Source organism: Polaromonas sp. YR568, from assembly GCF_900116715.1.
Lineage (GTDB): Bacteria > Pseudomonadota > Gammaproteobacteria > Burkholderiales > Burkholderiaceae_C > Polaromonas.
On record NZ_FPBM01000003.1, the window covers coordinates 167,925 to 185,080 of the forward strand.

Annotated in this window: 14 protein-coding genes; 3 read left to right on the forward strand and 11 right to left on the reverse strand. The window is 61.8% G+C overall.

What is annotated here, in order from left to right; translation table 11 throughout:
* Positions 1-2: 2 nt before the first annotated feature.
* The 9 genes from BM408_RS08255 to BM408_RS08295 form a co-directional block, all read right to left on the reverse strand.
* Positions 3-2,216: a type VI secretion system Vgr family protein gene (locus tag BM408_RS08255; RefSeq protein ID WP_092128859.1), complete on the reverse strand. Its 2,214-nt coding sequence runs from the start codon at positions 2,214-2,216 to the stop codon at positions 3-5.
* Between the two features lie 44 nt (positions 2,217-2,260).
* A complete protein-coding gene (gene tssH / locus BM408_RS08260) occupies positions 2,261-4,909 on the reverse strand; it encodes a type VI secretion system ATPase TssH (protein WP_092128861.1) in 2,649 nt (882 codons plus the stop codon).
* Between the two features lie 40 nt (positions 4,910-4,949).
* Positions 4,950-5,972, reverse strand: a complete 1,023-nt coding sequence (gene tssG, locus BM408_RS08265) for a type VI secretion system baseplate subunit TssG (RefSeq protein ID WP_092128863.1) — start codon at positions 5,970-5,972, stop codon at positions 4,950-4,952.
* Positions 5,936-7,663 carry a type VI secretion system baseplate subunit TssF gene (gene tssF, locus BM408_RS08270; RefSeq protein WP_092128865.1) on the reverse strand — a complete coding sequence of 576 codons (1,728 nt, stop codon included), beginning with the start codon at positions 7,661-7,663 and terminating at the stop codon, positions 5,936-5,938. Before tssF ends, tssG begins: the two co-directional genes overlap by 37 nt.
* Positions 7,664-7,707: 44 nt before the next feature.
* Positions 7,708-8,121, reverse strand: a complete 414-nt coding sequence (gene tssE / locus BM408_RS08275; protein ID WP_092128867.1) for a type VI secretion system baseplate subunit TssE — start codon at positions 8,119-8,121, stop codon at positions 7,708-7,710.
* A gap of 45 nt (positions 8,122-8,166) precedes the next feature.
* Positions 8,167-8,652: an Hcp family type VI secretion system effector gene (locus BM408_RS08280; RefSeq protein ID WP_092129497.1), complete on the reverse strand. Its 486-nt coding sequence runs from the start codon at positions 8,650-8,652 to the stop codon at positions 8,167-8,169.
* Positions 8,653-8,923: 271 nt separating this feature from the next.
* The gene (tssC, locus tag BM408_RS08285; RefSeq protein WP_092128869.1) at positions 8,924-10,411 is read right to left on the reverse strand and encodes a type VI secretion system contractile sheath large subunit; all 1,488 of its coding nucleotides are present in this window, start codon (positions 10,409-10,411) and stop codon (positions 8,924-8,926) included.
* A gap of 24 nt (positions 10,412-10,435) precedes the next feature.
* Positions 10,436-10,930, reverse strand: a complete 495-nt coding sequence (gene tssB / locus BM408_RS08290) for a type VI secretion system contractile sheath small subunit (protein ID WP_092128871.1) — start codon at positions 10,928-10,930, stop codon at positions 10,436-10,438.
* Positions 10,931-11,390: 460 nt separating this feature from the next.
* The gene (locus BM408_RS08295) at positions 11,391-12,263 is read right to left on the reverse strand and encodes an XRE family transcriptional regulator (protein WP_092128873.1); all 873 of its coding nucleotides are present in this window, start codon (positions 12,261-12,263) and stop codon (positions 11,391-11,393) included.
* Positions 12,264-12,405: 142 nt separating this feature from the next.
* Between BM408_RS08295 and BM408_RS08300 the strand changes: the two genes are divergently transcribed.
* From BM408_RS08300 to BM408_RS08310, 3 genes are all read left to right on the forward strand, one after another.
* Positions 12,406-12,783, forward strand: a complete 378-nt coding sequence (locus BM408_RS08300; protein WP_254774741.1) for a helix-turn-helix domain-containing protein — start codon at positions 12,406-12,408, stop codon at positions 12,781-12,783.
* A gap of 88 nt (positions 12,784-12,871) precedes the next feature.
* Positions 12,872-13,111, forward strand: a complete 240-nt coding sequence (locus BM408_RS08305; RefSeq protein WP_092128875.1) for a hypothetical protein — start codon at positions 12,872-12,874, stop codon at positions 13,109-13,111.
* A gap of 63 nt (positions 13,112-13,174) precedes the next feature.
* Positions 13,175-14,011 carry a substrate-binding domain-containing protein gene (locus BM408_RS08310; RefSeq protein ID WP_092128877.1) on the forward strand — a complete coding sequence of 279 codons (837 nt, stop codon included), beginning with the start codon at positions 13,175-13,177 and terminating at the stop codon, positions 14,009-14,011.
* A 23-nt stretch (positions 14,012-14,034) separates the two neighbouring features.
* On the opposite strand, the gene BM408_RS08315 is transcribed toward BM408_RS08310, so the two are convergent.
* Together BM408_RS08315 and BM408_RS08320 are read right to left on the reverse strand one after the other, a co-directional pair.
* Complete coding sequence (locus tag BM408_RS08315; protein WP_092128879.1) at positions 14,035-15,060, reverse strand: ABC transporter substrate-binding protein; 1,026 nt, start codon at positions 15,058-15,060, stop codon at positions 14,035-14,037.
* Complete coding sequence (locus BM408_RS08320) at positions 15,057-16,904, reverse strand: SLC13 family permease (protein ID WP_175541731.1); 1,848 nt, start codon at positions 16,902-16,904, stop codon at positions 15,057-15,059. Before BM408_RS08320 ends, BM408_RS08315 begins: the two co-directional genes overlap by 4 nt.
* Between the last annotated feature and the right edge of the window lie 252 nt (positions 16,905-17,156).

Here is a 17,156-nt window from a genome sequence, read left to right on the forward strand (position 1 = left end):
GATCAGACAACCGTGAACAGGCCGCACATGGTATTGGAGAGGCCGCCGGTCACGACGCTGCAGGCGGTGGCTGCAAAGGTGGTCGCGTTGTCGCTGGTCTTGAGCGTACCGGTCTCGTTTTTGAGGCCGGCCTGCAGGGTGATCTTGTTGACCAGCAGGATCTCGAGCAAGGTGGCGATGTTGATGTTGGTCACGAAGCCGTAGTTCATCGCCGTGTTGATGCCTACGTGCGCCTGCGCGCGCTGCCCCAGGAAGAACGCATTGTTGGCGCCCAGGCAGGCTGAACTCACCGTGCCCTTGTTGAAGGTCTGGGCGGCGCCAAACACGCTGGTCGTTACGTCGCCGTGTGTCGTGGTGGTCACGTTGCCGTAGTTGGTGGTCGTGGTGTTGCCGCGCACCGTCTTGGTCGTGTCGCCCTTGACTTCGGAGTCGTTGTTGCCGTTCACCACGGAGCTGGCCGCGCCCTTGGTCACCGCGCTGGAATCGCCATAGGTGATCTTGAAGGCGTTGCCTTTGGTGATCTTGTAGGCGTTGCCGCCAGCCGAGGTATATGTGCTGCCGTCGGTCTGCTGCTCGATGGCCGCGTTGTTGGCGATCACATTCAGGTCGTCGACGCTGGCCGCGGCGCTCAGGCTCTTGACGTTGGCCGTAGATACCGGCGCGCCCATGCGCATGTACGAAGAGGCATGCGGCGTCGACAGGTTCACGTGCTGGCTGCCTTCCTTGTCTTCCATCTCCAGGCGGTTGCCGCCGCCGGTGTGGATCACGTTCTGGCTGGGGTTCTCGTTGGCCACCAGGCTGGGGTTTTCCGAGTTGGGCACGGCGCTCAGGATGATGGGTTCGTCCGGGTCGCCGCCCGCAAAGGACAGCAGCACCTCGGCGTTCTTGTGCAACGGAAAGTTCATGCCGTGCTGGCTGCCCGCATAAGGCGAGGCCATGCGCACCCGGGCCGAACCCTTGTTGGCCGGCTTGTCGCTGCGGTCAAACGGCAGCTGCACCTTGTACTGGCCGTACTCGTCGAGCTCGGCGTACTGGCCGCTGCCTTCCGAATCAATCGTCGCGTTCATGGTGCCGGAGATGCGCGGCTTGACCGTCACGCGCTCTGGGCGGAACTGCACCGCCGAAGGAATCGCGCGGAAGTTGTTGTGGTAACTGGTTTCGCCGTCCTTGCCCACATACGGGCTCTTGATGCCGGCCAGCAGCACGCCGGCCTGCGAGCCCTCATGGTGAATTTCCGTGACCAGGTACTGGCCGTTGAACTGCGAACGGTAGTGATGGGCCAGCTCCATGAAATGGCCGCTGCGCAGGCCCACGGCCGTGGCTTCACCGAAGAACACCTCGCCCGAGCAGATTATTTCCTCGGCGCGCAGCTTGGCGTAGCGGTTGCCTTCGTCCTGGTTGCGGAAGTTCTCGCCGTAGATCATGACGTCGCCGATGCCGTCGTCCACCACCTGGTGCGACACCTTGAGCTCGACGTCGGCCTTGCGAAAGTTGAAGTCCTGCAGCACCACCTGGTGCGGCAGCGGTTTGCGGCGGCAGACAAAGCCCTGCACCGAGTCCGGCGCGCCGCCGGTGTCCAGTTCGTCGGAAGGCCGGTAATTGACCTTCACCGCCTGGGCCGGGTGCATGTTGCGGTCGTCCACCATCATGAGCTTGTCGACCGCGCCGTCGTGCTCGAAGAAGTAATACATGCCCTCTTTTTCCATCCAGCGCGAGAGGAAATCGAGGTGCGTCTCCTGGTACTGGCAGACAAAGCTGCGGCGGCGGTAGCTGCCGGAAAGCTTGAGCCCGTAGTCGGATGCGGTGAGGCGGCCGTCCTTGAGCACCGTTTCCAGGATGTCCGGAATGGTCTGCTCATTGAGGTAAACCTCGGAGATCCGGTACAGCGAGAGACGCCAGAGGCGGGGCACCAGCACCGCCTGGTAAAAGATGTAGCCGCCGGCCTGATGCAGTTGCTCGAACTCGGCCAGCACACCGTGGTAGGGCACCGTGGTTTTGCCGTCAGGCGAAAAGATGGTGAAGGTGACGCTGCTTTTGAGCATCTTCTTCATGTCGATGTCCGCATCGTCCGACACCAGCGTGAGCACAAAGCGGAAAGGTTTGGAAATGGCCTCATCGCCCCGCATGTTGACCACGGAAAATTTGGCGGCGTCGAATTCATCCGAGACAAACTCAAAGCGTTTATTGGCGCCTAGGCGGCTTGCTAATGAGGCCATTTGTTGATTCCCCTGTTCCTATTCCTGTGTCTATGGCTGCGTGTTCAGGCAGCCTTGTCCTGGAATTGCACGGCGAACTCGCCGTCAGCGCCGACTTCCAGGCTGACGCTGCCGGGCTGCTCGCCCGTGCTCATGCGCGACAAAATGCCTTGCGACATCAGCGGCATGATGCTGCTGCGCAAGATGAAGTCGACATTGCGCGCACCGGTTTCCACTTCGGTGCAACGCGCGGCGATCTGCTGCACCACAGCGTCGCTGTAAGTGAAGGCCATCTTGTTGTTGTGCGCCAGGCGCTGCACGATCTTGTTGAGCTTCAGGCGCACAATGCCGGCCAGCGCGTCTTGTGCCAGCGTGAAGTACGGGATCACCGTCATGCGCGCCAGCAGCGCGGGCTTGAAGTGGGCCGACAAAATGGGCCTGATGGCCGACAGCAGGGTGGCGGCATCGGGCTTGTCTTCGCCTGCGGTCATTTCAGTGATGACGTCCGTGGCGAGGTTGGAGGTCAGGAAGATGACGGTATTGGAAAAATCAATCTCCTTGCCTTCGCCGTCCGAGAGCATGCCTTTGTCAAACACCTGGTAGAACAGGTTGAGCACGTCGAGGTGGGCTTTTTCCACCTCATCGAGCAGCACCACCGAATAGGGGCGCTGGCGCACCGCCTCGGTCAGCACGCCGCCTTCGCCGTAACCCACGTAACCGGGTGGCGAGCCGATCAGGCGGCTGACGTTGTGCTTTTCCTGGAACTCGCTCATGTTGACGATGACGGTCGATTTTTCGTCGCCGAACAGAATGTCGGCCACCGACAGCGCCGTTTCGGTCTTGCCGACGCCCGAGGGGCCGGCCAGCAGGAACACGCCCAGCGGCTGCTGCGGGTCGCGCAGGCCCGACTTGGCCGTCTTGAGCACTTCGGTGATCTGGTGCATGGCGTGGTCCTGGCCGCGAATGCGCGCCGTCAGCACGGACTCCATGCGCATGACGCTTTCTGCCTGGTCGCGCAGCATCTTGCCGACCGGAATACCCGTCCAGTCCGACACCACTTTGGCCACCACGTCCGGATCCACGTCGATGCGCACCAGCGGGTTGGCGCCCTGGGCGGCTTCAAAGGCCTTGCCGGCCTCGGCTACCTTTTGCGAAAGCGCATCGAACTCGGCCGGCGTGGCGTCGGCAGCCTTGGCGGCCTGGCAGGCGGCGCGGGCGGCCAGCAGCGCATCGGCAGCGCTCTTTTGTTTGTCCCATTCGGCTTTGAGCACTGCGGCCTCAGCGGCCAGTGTGGAGACCAGGCCGGCAATGGCGCCCAGGCGTTCGGAATCGACCGGCTGGTGGTTGTCACGGTCGCGCTCCAGGCCGCGCTGCTCGCGCTCCAGCGCCTGCATCTGGCGTTCCTTGTCTTCCAGCACGTCGGGCTTGGCGCTTTGCAGCACTTTCACGCGCGCGCAGGCGGTGTCCAGCAAATCGACGGCCTTGTCGGGCAACTGACGGCCGGTGATGTAGCGGCTGGAGAGCTCGGCGGCCGCCACGATGGCGTCGTCGCGCATCACCACACGGTGCACGTCTTCGTATTTTTCTTTCAGGCCGCGCAGGATGATGACAGCCGTCGCCAGGTCAGGCTCATCCAGCTTGACCGGCTGGAAGCGGCGGGCCAGCGCCGGGTCTTTTTCAAAGTATTTTTTGTACTCAGCCCAGGTGGTGGCGGCGATGGTACGCAGTTCGCCGCGCGCCAGCGCCGGCTTCAGCAGATTGGCCGCGTCGGAAGTGCCGGCCTGGCCGCCCGCGCCTATCAGCGTGTGGGCTTCGTCGATGAACAGAATGATGGGCTTGGCCGAACCCTTGACTTCGGTGATCACGCCTTTGAGGCGATTTTCGAATTCGCCTTTGACACTGGCGCCGGCCTGCAGCAGGCCCATGTCCAGGCCCAGAATGGTCACGTCTTTCAGCGAGTCAGGCACATCGCCATCAACGATGCGCAGTGCCAGGCCTTCGACCACCGCGGTCTTGCCGACGCCGGGGTCGCCCACGCAGATGGGGTTGTTCTTGCGGCGCCGGGCCAGGATGTCCACCATCTGGCGGATTTCCTTGTCGCGGCCGAACACCGGGTCTATCTTGCCGTTGCGTGCCTTGTCGGTGAAGTTTTCGCAGAAGCGCGCAATCGCGCTGCCTTCACCGCCGCCGGCCGCCTGGCCGCCGCCCGCACCGCCGCCTTCGCCGGCGCCCGGGGTTTCTTCAATCGAGGCGCCGCAGGTGGCGCCGAAGCCGCTCAGCAGGCTTTCACGGTTGAGCGCACGCAGCGGCTCGGCGTAGTCGCCGGTGGCGTAGTAGCTGGCGCGCGCCAGGAAGGCCAGCAGGATCGCACCGGAACGGATGCGGGCCTCGCCCAAGTTGACCGAGGCAATCAGCCAGGCGTCCTGCATGAGCTCGAGCAGCAGCGGCGAGAACGCCGGCTTGCCGGCGTTGCCGGTGCGCATGTCTTCCAGGGCGCGGTCTATGCCGCGCTTGACGAGCGCCGCATCCACGCCGTTCTGGCGCAGCAGCAGCGCAACGTCGGCCTGGACGTTGTCAAAGAGCTTGGCCAGCAGGTGCTCGACCGTGATCTCGTAGTGGCTACGGGACACGCAAAGGCCGACGCCGTCCTCCAGGGCCTGTTTGGTAAAGGCATTCAGACGTCCGACCAGGGGTTTCAATTCGACCAGCAGCATGATTTTTTCTTTCTCTGTTTATGAAGAAGGGATGCCGAAACTAAAGCGTGAACTGCACTCGTGTGGGCTCGCGGACATGCTCCGGCGTCAGCCACGTGTCCAGGCCCAGGCGGGTCCAGTTGGTGGTGTCGGACTCCGGTGTGGCCTGGACGTCGCCGCCCAGCGCAAACAGGGTGCGCGCCGCCCGCGCCTCGTCATGCCGCAATTCCAGGATGACCGTGATCTCCAGCGGATCAATCAGGTAAAAGCGGGTGAGGAATTCAAGCCGCTTGTGCCCCGGCGTTCCGGGCAGCAGCTGGTGAAAAGAGTCTTCAGGCAAATCGCTGAGCGTGATGGTGATGCTGCCGCTGTAGTCGTCGACCTGGCTGCCCAGGTAGGTGTTCTCGCCCAGCTGGTTGGCCTGCAGGCCCAGGTGAAGCCGCTGGTCATCGGGGATGGGGACGTACTGAAGCGTGCAGCAGTCGACCCGAACCTTCGCGGGGTTGAACGCGTCGGCCAGCAACGTGTTGAGGCCCAGCGCCGAGCGTGGATGCAGGTTGAACAGCCCAGCGTAGCGAAGCAAACCGTCGCTGGCCGGCAGGTCGGCCCGCAGGTCGCTCGAATGAAGGCCGATGAAGGAATAGAGCTGGTCAAGAACGCCGGCGTCGCCGTCTTCGACCACACGGTCCTGCAGGCGGTGCTTCCTCCATGCATCGAACAGCAGGGGGTAGGTCGCGTGATGGATGACGTCCAGGAAATCGCGGGTGGCGTGGCGGCCTTCGCGCTCTTCTTCAAAAAGGTCTTCGGTGTAGTAGGTCGGCAGTGGTGAGGCCACGCCGTACAGGCCGAAGAAATTCGCCGTGATCCGGTAACCGCCATTGGGGAGCGGCTCAATGCTGTCGATGTCGTTTTCAGGAAAACCCAGGCTCAGCTTGGGGCGTATCCGCAAGCTGTCGGTTTTCATCCCGCGTGCTTTTCCAAACAACCGCAGCAAGCGGATGGCCTGGAAGTAGGAGTAGCGCTCGCCGTGGGCGAGCAGCTGCTCCTCTACAGCAGCGGCTGCTGACCCAATCTTGGCGGCCATTTGAAGACTGCTCCTGTGAAAGCGTCTTCAAGTTCGACGCGGGTGTATGAATTGATGCCGGCGTAGTCGCCGATAAAACGGTCAAGGACACAGCCAAACAGGTACATATCGCCAATGCTGGCGAAAAAATCAAGCCGGCATTTGATGCGGATCTGCTGGCCGCGCAGCAGGCTGCCGCGCCCCACCAGCCGGGTCTCGCGCGTTGCGGTGACCTGCTGGATGCTGTCGATGCGCCGGCGGTTGGCGGTTTCCTGGCCTTGCTCCTGCCGCTCCGAGAAAACGTACAGGCCCAGCAGCGCCCGCAGGTTTTCCGCATTGGCGATCGACAGGAAATTCAGCGACACATGCGAGACCAGGCGCCAGAGCAAGGCCTCACCTGACGGTGGGTTGAGCGGCGATGTCATGGGCCGGATGTTGCGAAAGTTCATCCGGTCGGGCGAGCTGCTGGTCGGACGGCTCAAGTCGCCGAGCTTCAGGCTTTCCGGCAACTGGCGGTTGGTGCAGGTGATCTGGACCGACAGGGTCTCTGGCAGGGGCAAATCGCCGGGAGGGTATGCCACCGACAGGAATACATCGCTGCCCCGCCCTACGGTGGCGGAACGCAAGGTGGTGCGGTAGCTCAGCGTGTTGCTTCCGTCGTGGCGCAACATGCCGAAGGGCACATAGGCACGCTCTTTGGAGGCGCCTTGCTGGTAGCCCACGACGCGGTCAACCGAATAGATCTGGTAATGCTGCCTGTTGGCCGCTTCCGGCATGAGGCGGTATTCGCTGGCGCGGTGCTCATGGTTGACGGGATCTGCCGCATGCTCAAAAAGATTGACTGCGGGCACGATGTTCATCATGAAGCTGTCGCTGCGTATCTCGGGCATCCAGTCGGGAAGCTGGTCCAGCACCAGCGAGACTTCAAACGAGGTGCCGGCGCCTTTTGCCAGGGCCTTGTCCAGGCCTTCAATATCGACAAACAGGAATTTCTCCGGCAGGACAAAAAACTCCTGCAGGGAACGGTAGCCCTGGAAGGCGTGGCTGGGGTAAGGCAGCAGTTCGCTTTCAAACCCGGAGTGCCGCACCGCTTTCGGGCCAAGCTCCACCGCCACGCCGCCGCTGCTTTTGACGCTGGCGGACTTGACATGGTTGGCCAGCAGCAGGAGCAGCTTGGATGCCTCGGTATAACCGCCGCCCAGAAACAGGCGGATCGTGGGGACCTTCCACTGCGCCACATCCAGCCCGCCTTGCAGCTCGAACTTCAGGACCAGTTTGGGCGCCTGGCCGGCGCCGCTGACCAGCCGCGCGTCCGCCAGGTTGAGCGGGTGGACCAGCAGCTCGGTGCAGGTGCGAAAGCGGCAAGGCGTTCCGTCCACAGGCACGGAGTCAATCTTGGAGCCCTCGGCAATCCGCACGGTTTCGGCCAGCATGCCTTTGGCGGCAAAGCTGACCAGCGTGCTGGCGGGAATGGGGCGCAGGTAGTGCGGAAAAAGAAGGTTGGCCAGCTCCTGGACCACCTCGGGGAATTCGTCGTCCAGCTTCTGGCGCGTAAGGCCTGTGAGGAAGGCCACGCCTTCGAGCAGGCGTTCCACATCGGGGTCGGCCGAGGCGCCCGAAAGCATGGGCGCCAGCGCGGGGTTGGCCCGCGAAAACTCGACAGCCAGTCCCTTGAGCTTGTTCAATTCATCTTCATAGTACCGATTGAACATTTGATCTTCTCTCGCTCAAGGAACAATTAAAGGGCCGTTAAAAATCAGTTGATGTTGACCTTGCCGCTTGCGCCAACCGTTGTAGAAAGTTGGAGCGGGATCTCCCGGTCATCCACCTCGAGCTTGCCCTCCAGGGCAAACCGGATGGACAGCACATCTGTCGATTCACGGCTCACCACCACGCGGGGCGATTTGATCCGTGGCTCGTACTTCATCACCATGCGGCGAATCTCTTCTTCAATATCACCCGTGGAACCCGCGGTGAGCCCGCCGGCGATATTGGTGAAGTCGGGCACGCCGAAGAGGGGATCAAGCTGCACGCTGCCTTGCCGGGTATTGAGGAGGCGGCGAAGGTGGTCGGTCACCGACCGGACAAGAATATCGACCTGCGTCTGGTTGGTGCGTTGTTCACCATCTTCCCAGGCCGCGATTCTTTCCAGCAGGCGCCGCTCCTTCACTGCTTCCTCTTCACTCAGCCAGGCTTGCTTGCCGCTTGCCCGGCATTACTTCGGAGCGAGCCAGGAGTCTTCAGCTTCGATGCCGTCCGGCTCGAACGTCCAGGTGATCTTCTCGTAGGTGAACGAGATGTCTTCCATGTGGCCCATCTGCTTGTTGTCAGGGTTCAGGCAGTTGGGCGTCCAGGAACGGGCGCTGGTCAGGATGGCCGAGGAGAGCTTGACGGTGTAGTACTTTTCTTCCGTGCCCTTTGGCGAGATGCGGTAGAACTCCAGGCTCACGCTCTTGAGCTGCTCGCCCGAGGTCAGGGCCTGGAACAGCTTGGGCGAAGCCTTGTCGATTTCCTTGGTCAGCGTCATGGGCTGGTGAACGCGCTTGCCGGTAGGCAGGCCGGTTTGCGGGCTCTTGGGGATCTCGATGACGTGGTCCACGGCTTGCACCAGGATCTTGCCTTCGTGGTTCTTGACCTTGACGGAGCCTTCGATCTTCCCTTGTTTTTCGCCTTCGACGATGAGGTAGCATGGCATTGGCATGATGAATTCCTTTAAGTTGGGTTTGTCATAAAAAACTATTTCAAATCCGGTCAAGGTCCCGTCAATCTCAATCGGCAGGGCTTTAACCTCCTCATCACCCTGCCCCTGGCTTTCCGGGGTGATCTGCACATCTCTTAAACATTTGCTCTGTGCATGTGTGTATTCTGAAAGTCCCCTGTTTCGGGTCCATGTCAGAAGCCAGGCGGCAAAGTTACAACCGAAATACAGGCGGTTTCCCTAGGGAAAAACCAGGAAGCACCGCCTGCCGGCGTCACTTTTTCTCGAGCTTGCCGACCAGTGAGAGGCTGAAGGAAGCGCCCATGTACTTGAAGTGCGGGCGAACCTTGAGGTCGACGCGGTACCAGCCTGGATCGCCTTCCACATCGGCGACGGTGATTTCCGCCTGGCGCAGGGGCCTGCGGCTGCGCACGCCTTCGCCCGGGTTGTCCATGTCGGCCACGTACTGGCGGATCCACATGTTCAACTCGCTTTCGAGGTCGGCGCGCTCTTTCCAGGTGCCGATGTTTTCGCGCTGGATCACCTTGATGTAGTGGGCCAGGCGGCTCACCACAAACATGTAAGGCAGCTGGGTGCTGAGCTTGTAGTTGAGCTCGGCTTCCTTGCCTTCCTTGCTGTTGCCGAAGAACTTGGGCTTTTGCGCAGAGTTGGCCGAGAAGAAGGCCGCGTTGTCGCTGTTCTTGCGCATGGTCAGGGCGATAAAGCCCTGCTCTGCCAGTTCAAACTCGCGGCGCTCGGAGATGAGCACTTCCGCGGGGATCTTGTTCTGCATCTCACCCATGGACTCATAGGTGTACACAGGCAGGTCCTCGACGGCGCCGCCGCCCTGGGGGCCGATGACGTTGGCGCACCAGCGGTAGTCGGCAAAGCTGCCGGTCAGCCGCGAGGCAAATGCGAAGGCCGCATTGCCCCACAGGAAGCTGTTGTTCCCGCCGGAGACGTCTTCCTTGTAGTTGAATTTTTTGGTCGGCACCGTGTCGGCGCTGTATGGCACGCGCAGCAGGAAGTGCGGCAGCGTCAGGCCCACATAGCGCGCGTCTTCGGTCTCGCGGAAGGAGTTCCACTTGACGAACTGCGGGCCCTCGAACACCGAAGCGAGGTCCTTGAGGTTGGGCAGTTGTTCATACGACTCGACGCCGAAGAACTCGGGCGCCGTGGCCGCGATGAAGGGCGCATGGCCCATGGCCGCCACGCTGGCGACGTACTGCAGCAGCTTGATGTCCTGGCCGCCGGGCCCGAACTCGTAGTTGCCGATCATGGCGCCGAAAGGCTGGCCGCCGAACTGGCCATATTCAGCCGTGTACAGGTTTTTGTAGAGGCCCGACTTGGTGATATCGGCCGCGTCCTGGAAGTCGTCCAGCAGCTTGCTCTTGCTCACGCTGAGCATCTGGATCTTGACGTTCTCGCGGAAGTTGGTGCGGTCCACCAGGAACTTCAGCGAGCGCCACGCGGACTCCAGCTTCTGGTAGTCGGGGTGGTGCAGGATGGAGTCGACCTGCGCGCAGAGCTTTTTGTCCAGGTCGGCGATCATGTCGTCGACCGTGGCCTGCGTGACGCGCTCTACCGAGCGCTGGGGTTCCAGCAGCTGCGAAACAAAAGCCTGGATGCCGTGGCGGGTGATGGAGTACGCGTCGTCGCCCTGCTTGATGCGCGCGGAATTGACCAGCTGGTCGAGCAGCGAGCCCCCGGCTTCTTCCGCCGCGCCAGGCGCCGCGTCTGCTTGTTTATTCGTTTCAGCCATGATTTCTCCTCTTGCTGCGGTTTTTTATTGATCTTTGACGCCGAGTTCAGCCATCAGCCGGGCGCGCACGCCTTCGTCCTGCACCAGCTCCTGGACCTTCTTGCGGAAGTCCGGAATATTGCCCAGCGGCCCCTTGAGCGCCTTCAGGGCATCGCGCAGCTCGATCATCTGCTTGAGTTCAGGCACCTTGTCGACGATGGCGTCCGGAGAGAAGTCATTGATCGAATCAAAGTTGATGTTCATCGCCAGCACCGCGTCCTTGTCGGCCTTGGGGTCCAGCTTGTTGGGCACCGCCATGCTCAGCGAGAGTTTTTGCGCCTTCAGGACTTCGTTGAAGTTGTCCTTGTCGATGTTGATCGGCTTCATCTCCTCGAGCGGCGTGTCGTCTTCACGCAAGGTGTAGTCCCCCATGACCAGCAGCTTGAGCGGCAGCTCAACTTCTGATTTGGCATCTCCCGTGGCGGGACGATAAACAATATTGACTCGCTCTTTTGGTGCTACTGACCCGTCGGTTGCCATGGTGAGTTCCTTGTTCAATAAGGTTGAGTAAATGCCACACGTAATACCGTGTAACAAAGTCGAAAACGATAGTACCCGATATCCCCTGATTTAAATAGCCATGTTTCAGTCGTAATAGAGGCGGGAAGAAGAGCCGTTTGAAGGGCTGCTTGAAGGGCCGCTTGGCGCGGAGAAAACGGGCCGCAATTTCCCACCTTGGTGCGCCCACTTGTCGCACAAATGTGCGACACGCTGACGACACCGGAGCAAACTTCCACGAGGGGGCATCAGTGTGCGGCGTACACCGCAGCGCAATCGATAGGTAACAACCCTAGGCCTAAAGACGGTGCCTAAAGACGGTGCCTTGAGACGCCGCCCTGACACGGCGCAAAGCAATGATGGAAATAATTGCCAATGCCGCGCCACGGCGAAGACCTGATGCCGCGCGCGGCGCAGCAGCTCAGCAACGCGCTGGGTAAGCTCAGTTGAAAGTCACGCCGGCCCAGCGCACCCGGCCGAGCACCGCGAAGTCGCGGTCGGCCGACTCATGGCCCTGGATGTCGAAAGGCTCATAGGCCGGGTTGTAGCTACTGACCCGCAGGATTTTTCCGGGCAGGCGCTGCAGCTTTTTCATCAGCAGTGCGCCGTCCAGCCGGATCAGGTGCACGCCCTCAGTCAGTGCATCACGGTCCCGCAAATCCGCCAGCACCGCATCCTTGGCATGCAGCCACGGCTCCATGGAGGCGCCCACGACGCTGAACATCGCCAGGTCGTCATGCGCAATGCCCAGGTCGTAGCGGATGAACTGCGCATCAAACGGCCGCATGGCCAGCACCGAGCCGGCGTCGTTGAAGGCCACTCCGTCGGCCTGCTCGCGCGGATCGAACAGCGGCACGTAAATCAGTTCGGCCACCTGCACCGCACGCACACCGAAAGGCACAGTCGCATGCTCCCTGGAGGCATCCCCGCCCTCACCGCCCAGCAGGCGGGCCGGAGTGGTGTTGTATTCCTTGGCCAGCACTTCCAGCTCAAACGCGTCCGGCAGGCTGTCGCCCCGCTCCATGTTCCAGATGGTGTTGCGGTGCACCCCGACCGTGGCCGCCACGTCATTGATTTCCCGGGCGCCGCGCGCCGCCTTGCAGCGCTGGCCAAACTGGCGCATGAAAACGGTTCTGGCTTCAGTCCGCACGGTTTTCAGGCCCGCCTTGTCCTCCGCCGCAGCGGCATGGTGGAGATACCAGGCCACGGGCTCTTGCGCCATGACCGGTGGCGTGCGCTCAAAAGGATAGGGCTGGACGCCCTGAATGTTGTCGCTGTTGCCGGGCGCCGGCAGCGTTGCCTCTTTTGTGTTCATGAACACTATTTTGTGTCAATGAACACAAAAATTCAAACACCGCTGCGTAGAAAGCGAGATTTAACAAAATTTAAGAGTTGTTGTTCAAATATTTCAGCATATCTAGCGACTTCTTAGGCGATATATGCTCAAAATAATATGCATGACCACAAATAAATCGACGCCTTCCCAAGAAGATATGCATCCGGCCGACGTGATCGCGGCCTTGCGCAAACGCGGCACCAGCCTTCGGAGAATCGCCATTGAAAACGGCTACAGCCACATACAGCGGGTGCTCACCAGCCCCTGGCTCGCGGCAGAGCAGCTGGTGGCGCGGGCGCTGGACAAACGGCCCCAGGACGTGTGGCCGTCGCGCTACGTGAACCCCGATGACCGGTGGCTGGCCTTCAAGCAGACCCGCCGCATCACGGTGACCAACCCATCGGCCCCGCCCGGCGACGACGGGTCACAAGCGCAGGCCGGTGGCCCGGACGCTTCCCCGCGCGCAACGCCCAGGCCGGCACAGCGACACCCGGAATAAGGCCCAGGCCTTACTCCGCGCGCAAGTCAAAACCCTTCCCCTGCGGCGCCAGCGCCGCACCTGCAACTTATTTCACAAGGACATCCACATGCTGCTTTCGAGCACCGGGATCAAACTTCGCATTTATTTGCGCACCTATGACGGCGAGGACATTTTGGTAGAGCTGGAACGCGACGACATCGAAAAAGCCGCCATGGCCAAAGCCCGGGTCAGCGAAGCAGACGTTCACCCCATCAAACTGCTGCGCTTTGAACTGGCCCAAACGCTGTCCGACCTGCACAGCGAGGTTCACCATGCCTTAATTACCCGGAAAACATCCGGAGTGTGAGCAGGCACTTACGCAGTCTGGGCACTGGCTTATAGTCAATCATCGCAAGAATGGAGGCAGGGCATGCATCACCGCACGAAATCTTTCGGGCCTTTTTTCAGGCCTTTTTTCAGAGCTTTTCTCAAGGGGGTTCTCAAGTTTTCCCTGCTGTTGTCCTTAGCCCTTGCACTGCCCGGCAAGGCGGCGTGGGCGGCCGACATTCACGTCATGACTTCGGGCGGCTTTACCGCCGCCTATAACCAGCTGGTGCCGGAGTTTGAGCGCGCCACCGGGCACAAGGTCATCACCGCCTACGGGGCCTCCATGGGCAATGCACCTGACGCGATTCCCAACCGGCTGGCACGCAAGGAGCGGGTCGATGTCGTGATCCTCGCGGCGCCGGCGCTTGAAGACCTCGTCAAACAGGGCAAGGTGGCGGCCGGCAGCCAGACCGACCTGGTGCGCTCGCTGATCGGCATGTCGGTGCGCTCGGGTGCGGCCAGGCCCGACATCGGCAGCGTCGATGCACTCAGGCGCACGCTGCTGAATGCCCAGTCCATCGCCTACTCGGCCAGCGCCAGCGGTGTCTATATTTCCACCGAGTTGTTTCAGCGCCTGGGGATTGCCGATCAGGTCTCGGGCAAGAGCAAACGAATCCTCAGCGAGCGGGTGGGAGCCGTGGTCGCACGCGGAGAAGCCGAGCTGGGCTTTCAGCAGGTCAGCGAGCTGCTTCCGGTTCCGGGTGTTGACTATGTGGGGCCCCTGCCTGCCGAGGTGCAGCGCGTGACCGTGTTTTCAGCAGGCATCGCAAGCGACGCGGCGGAGCCCGACGCCGCCAGGGCCTTGATCCGGTTTTTCACCTCTCCGGCGGCCGCACCCGCCATCACCCAAACCGGGCTTGAACCCCTAACGCGTCCCTAACCCGCCTCAGACGCCAGGCCGCATCAAGGGTAATAAAGCCGGTCCAGCCGCGAGGCCTCGATGTAGATCGACGGCAAGCTGATGCCGCGGGCGCGCAGCGCCGCCTCGCGCATGCCCACGCTGTAACGCGTGTTCTGGGTGGCCTGCGGCGGCGGGGCGGCCGGCCCGGCCTTCACCCAGGCCAGGGCGTCGGCGGCGGCAATTTCTCCCATGGCTTTGGCCGACGAGGCTACGCTGAGCCCGCCGCCGTGCTCCACATAATCAATGTCGGCGCCTATGGGCAGCGGCTTGGCATTGGTCTCAATCCATTTGATGACGTCTGGATAGGGCACCACCGCCCGCTCTGTGGGGCTGGCCGGTAGCCCGCCCGCGGATAGCAGCAGCACCGCATCGGCCTTGCCGTCCATGCCCTTGATGGCCGCCTGCCAGGCCGCAAAATCACCCAGGGTATGCACGCCCACCACGCTGTGCGGCGCCCAGTTAAAAGCCTCCACCTGCTTGACCTGCCCTTTGCCCGTGGGCCCGGCGTCGCCCAGAATCGCCAGCCGCACGGGCTGGCCCTTCTTGACGTACTGCAGCATGTCGCGGATGGCCGTCAGCGGCACCGTCTCGCCCACACCCGTCACATTGGCGGCGCCCACATAGCCATACGTTTTGGGTTCATGGTCGATGGCGGTGAATATCACCTTGGGGCGCTCCAGCCCGGCAAAGCGGCGCATCACATACTCCTGCGCCTCGTCGTCCACCGCAATCACCACATCGGGGTTGAACTGCTCTATCGTGCGCAGCCCCACCGTGGCCGCATCTTCGCGATGTTCTTCGTCGGGCATGCCGTCAATGCCCAGGTAATGCCAGCGCACAGACATGGGCTGGCGGTTCTTGTCCAGCGTCTGGTGTATGCCTTCATCCATCCGGATCACGGTGGAGGAATTGCGGTCAGAGCTGTGCAGCACCAGGATGCGCGGCTTGGCGAGGTTAAAAGCCCCCAGCAGCAGCAGCGCGACGACGAGCGCCGCGCCCGTCAGGACGGCAAGGGTTCCGCTTTTCATACCAGGCCCAACCATTCCCAATAAGGGATAGAAAGATAAGCGGCCAGCAGCCGCGACAAATTCATCCAGTGGTTATAGCGCAGGAAATCCGTGTGCTTGTAATAGCGGTCCAGCCCACTGCCCTGCACCTGCAGGTACTGCGAGCTCTGGTACGGCACGAACCAGATGTCGCTGAACATCGCCGTCAAAAACACCACCACCCAGGGGTTGATGAACTGCGCCTGCCCGATCGGAATCAGGATGACCGCCGCCACAACCATGCCGGCCGTGATCGGCAACACCAGGCGCAGCAAGAGCGTGACCACCAGCGCCACCGGGATGAACCAGATCATCCGGCCGTCGACAAAATCAAACAGGTTGCCCGCCGACTGCGCCAGCGCCGTGTCCAGCCCCAGGTAGGTGATGGCGCGGCTCAGGCCGTCCAGGCTGAGCAAAAAGAAAATCATCGGCCAGTCGATTTTTTGCTGGAAGTCTTTCTTGCTCAGCAAACCCATCACCAGCAGGCCCACCAGCAAAAACGCCGCCAGCCATGCGGGCGAAATCTGGTGCCAGCCCGCGGTGCCCGCCCCGATCAGGAAGAACAGAAAGCCCGTCAGCGCCGCTTTTTCAGGTTTGGTAACCGGCCCGAGCAGCGCCAGCTGCTTCTCAAGCCGCGCCTTGGGCAAGGCCGCCTGCACGCTGCGCCCAAAACACAGCCGCACCACCACCAGATGCGCAGCGGTCACCGTCAATGCCGCCACGCCGGCCGCCACAAACCAGAACAGCCCCTGGAACTGGTCCTGCAACTGCACGGGCAGCATGCCGAAGGCCGTCAGGTTGGACGACTTGCTGGTCAGCAGCATCGGCGAAAATAGCATGGCGCCCGAGAACGTGGCCGCCATCAGCGCGGTGGCCGACTTGCTTTGCGCCGGCAGATTCAGGCCGTCGATCATGTCGCGGTAAAACGGCAGCACCAGCGACAGGCGCGCATTGCCCGAGGGCATGATGGGCGACAGGATGTAGCCCGACAGCAGCAGCGCCGCCTGGTGCCAGAACGGCGTATCGGGCAGGCGTATCAGCAGCCACAGCATGAAGCGGTAGCTCAGGCCCGACGCGGAAATCACCGCCGCCAGCGCATACACCCCCACCAGCGTCGTGAGCGTGCGCGACGAGAACCCCGCCAGCGCAATCTCCGACGGCACCAGCCCGACGATCAGCACAGCGGTGATCGCCACCAGCGGCGGCACAAACTCGTCAGCCAGATTGAACAGCCACATCAGCACCGTGGCCGACAGAATGGCGAGGAACACCGCCGCCTCGACCACCAGGCCGTTCATGCTCGAGAGGAAATAGATTGCCGGCGGCACCAGCACCACGCCCAGCCAGCCCACCACTTCGCGGGTAGAGACTGGCTTGGCGGCCTTCTTCTTTTCTTTCTCGGCGCCGGTAGGCTTCAAAAAGGTTTCACCGCTCACATAACCCATCAGCGCCAGCAAAGCCTTGCTGCGCAGGGACGGCGTTTTGGCGGCCAGCTCGGCCAGGGCATCGCGGGGAATCTGCAGCGCCCTGACCGGCGTGGCGGCCGTGACGCTGCACAGGTAATTCGTGGTGTCGCTGGCGGCTTCTTCGCCGCAGCGCAGGCCTGTCAGCGCAACTTCACGCCCGCTGGGGGTGGTGAGCTGCAACTCGCCCGATTCAATCAGGTAGAGAAACTTGGCCGGCGTGTCTTTGGCATACAGCACATCGCCGGCGGCAAACTCCACCGTGTGCAGGTAGCCCAGCAGCCGCGCCACCTGGCTGCCGGAGAGATCGGCAAAGAGGGCATCGCGGCGCAAAAGCGCCACATTTTCAGAGTCTGATGTCACGGCATGGGGCATGAAATTCGCCATGGATGGGCCAGACAGCTTGATGAGGTTGGGCAGACATCAACACCGGCGCTTTTCATCCACTCTCCCTTGTTTTTACTTGCTATCTAATTTGTAGCTACTTACGCCCGTGCTATCTAGGCGAGAGCCATATTTGACCATCATTTAACACCGCTCCGGCCCAAAATGACAGCGCGGTAAACCAGTAGAGGCCCGGCGATGGCCACCGCATCTTCGCCACTTCATCGCTAT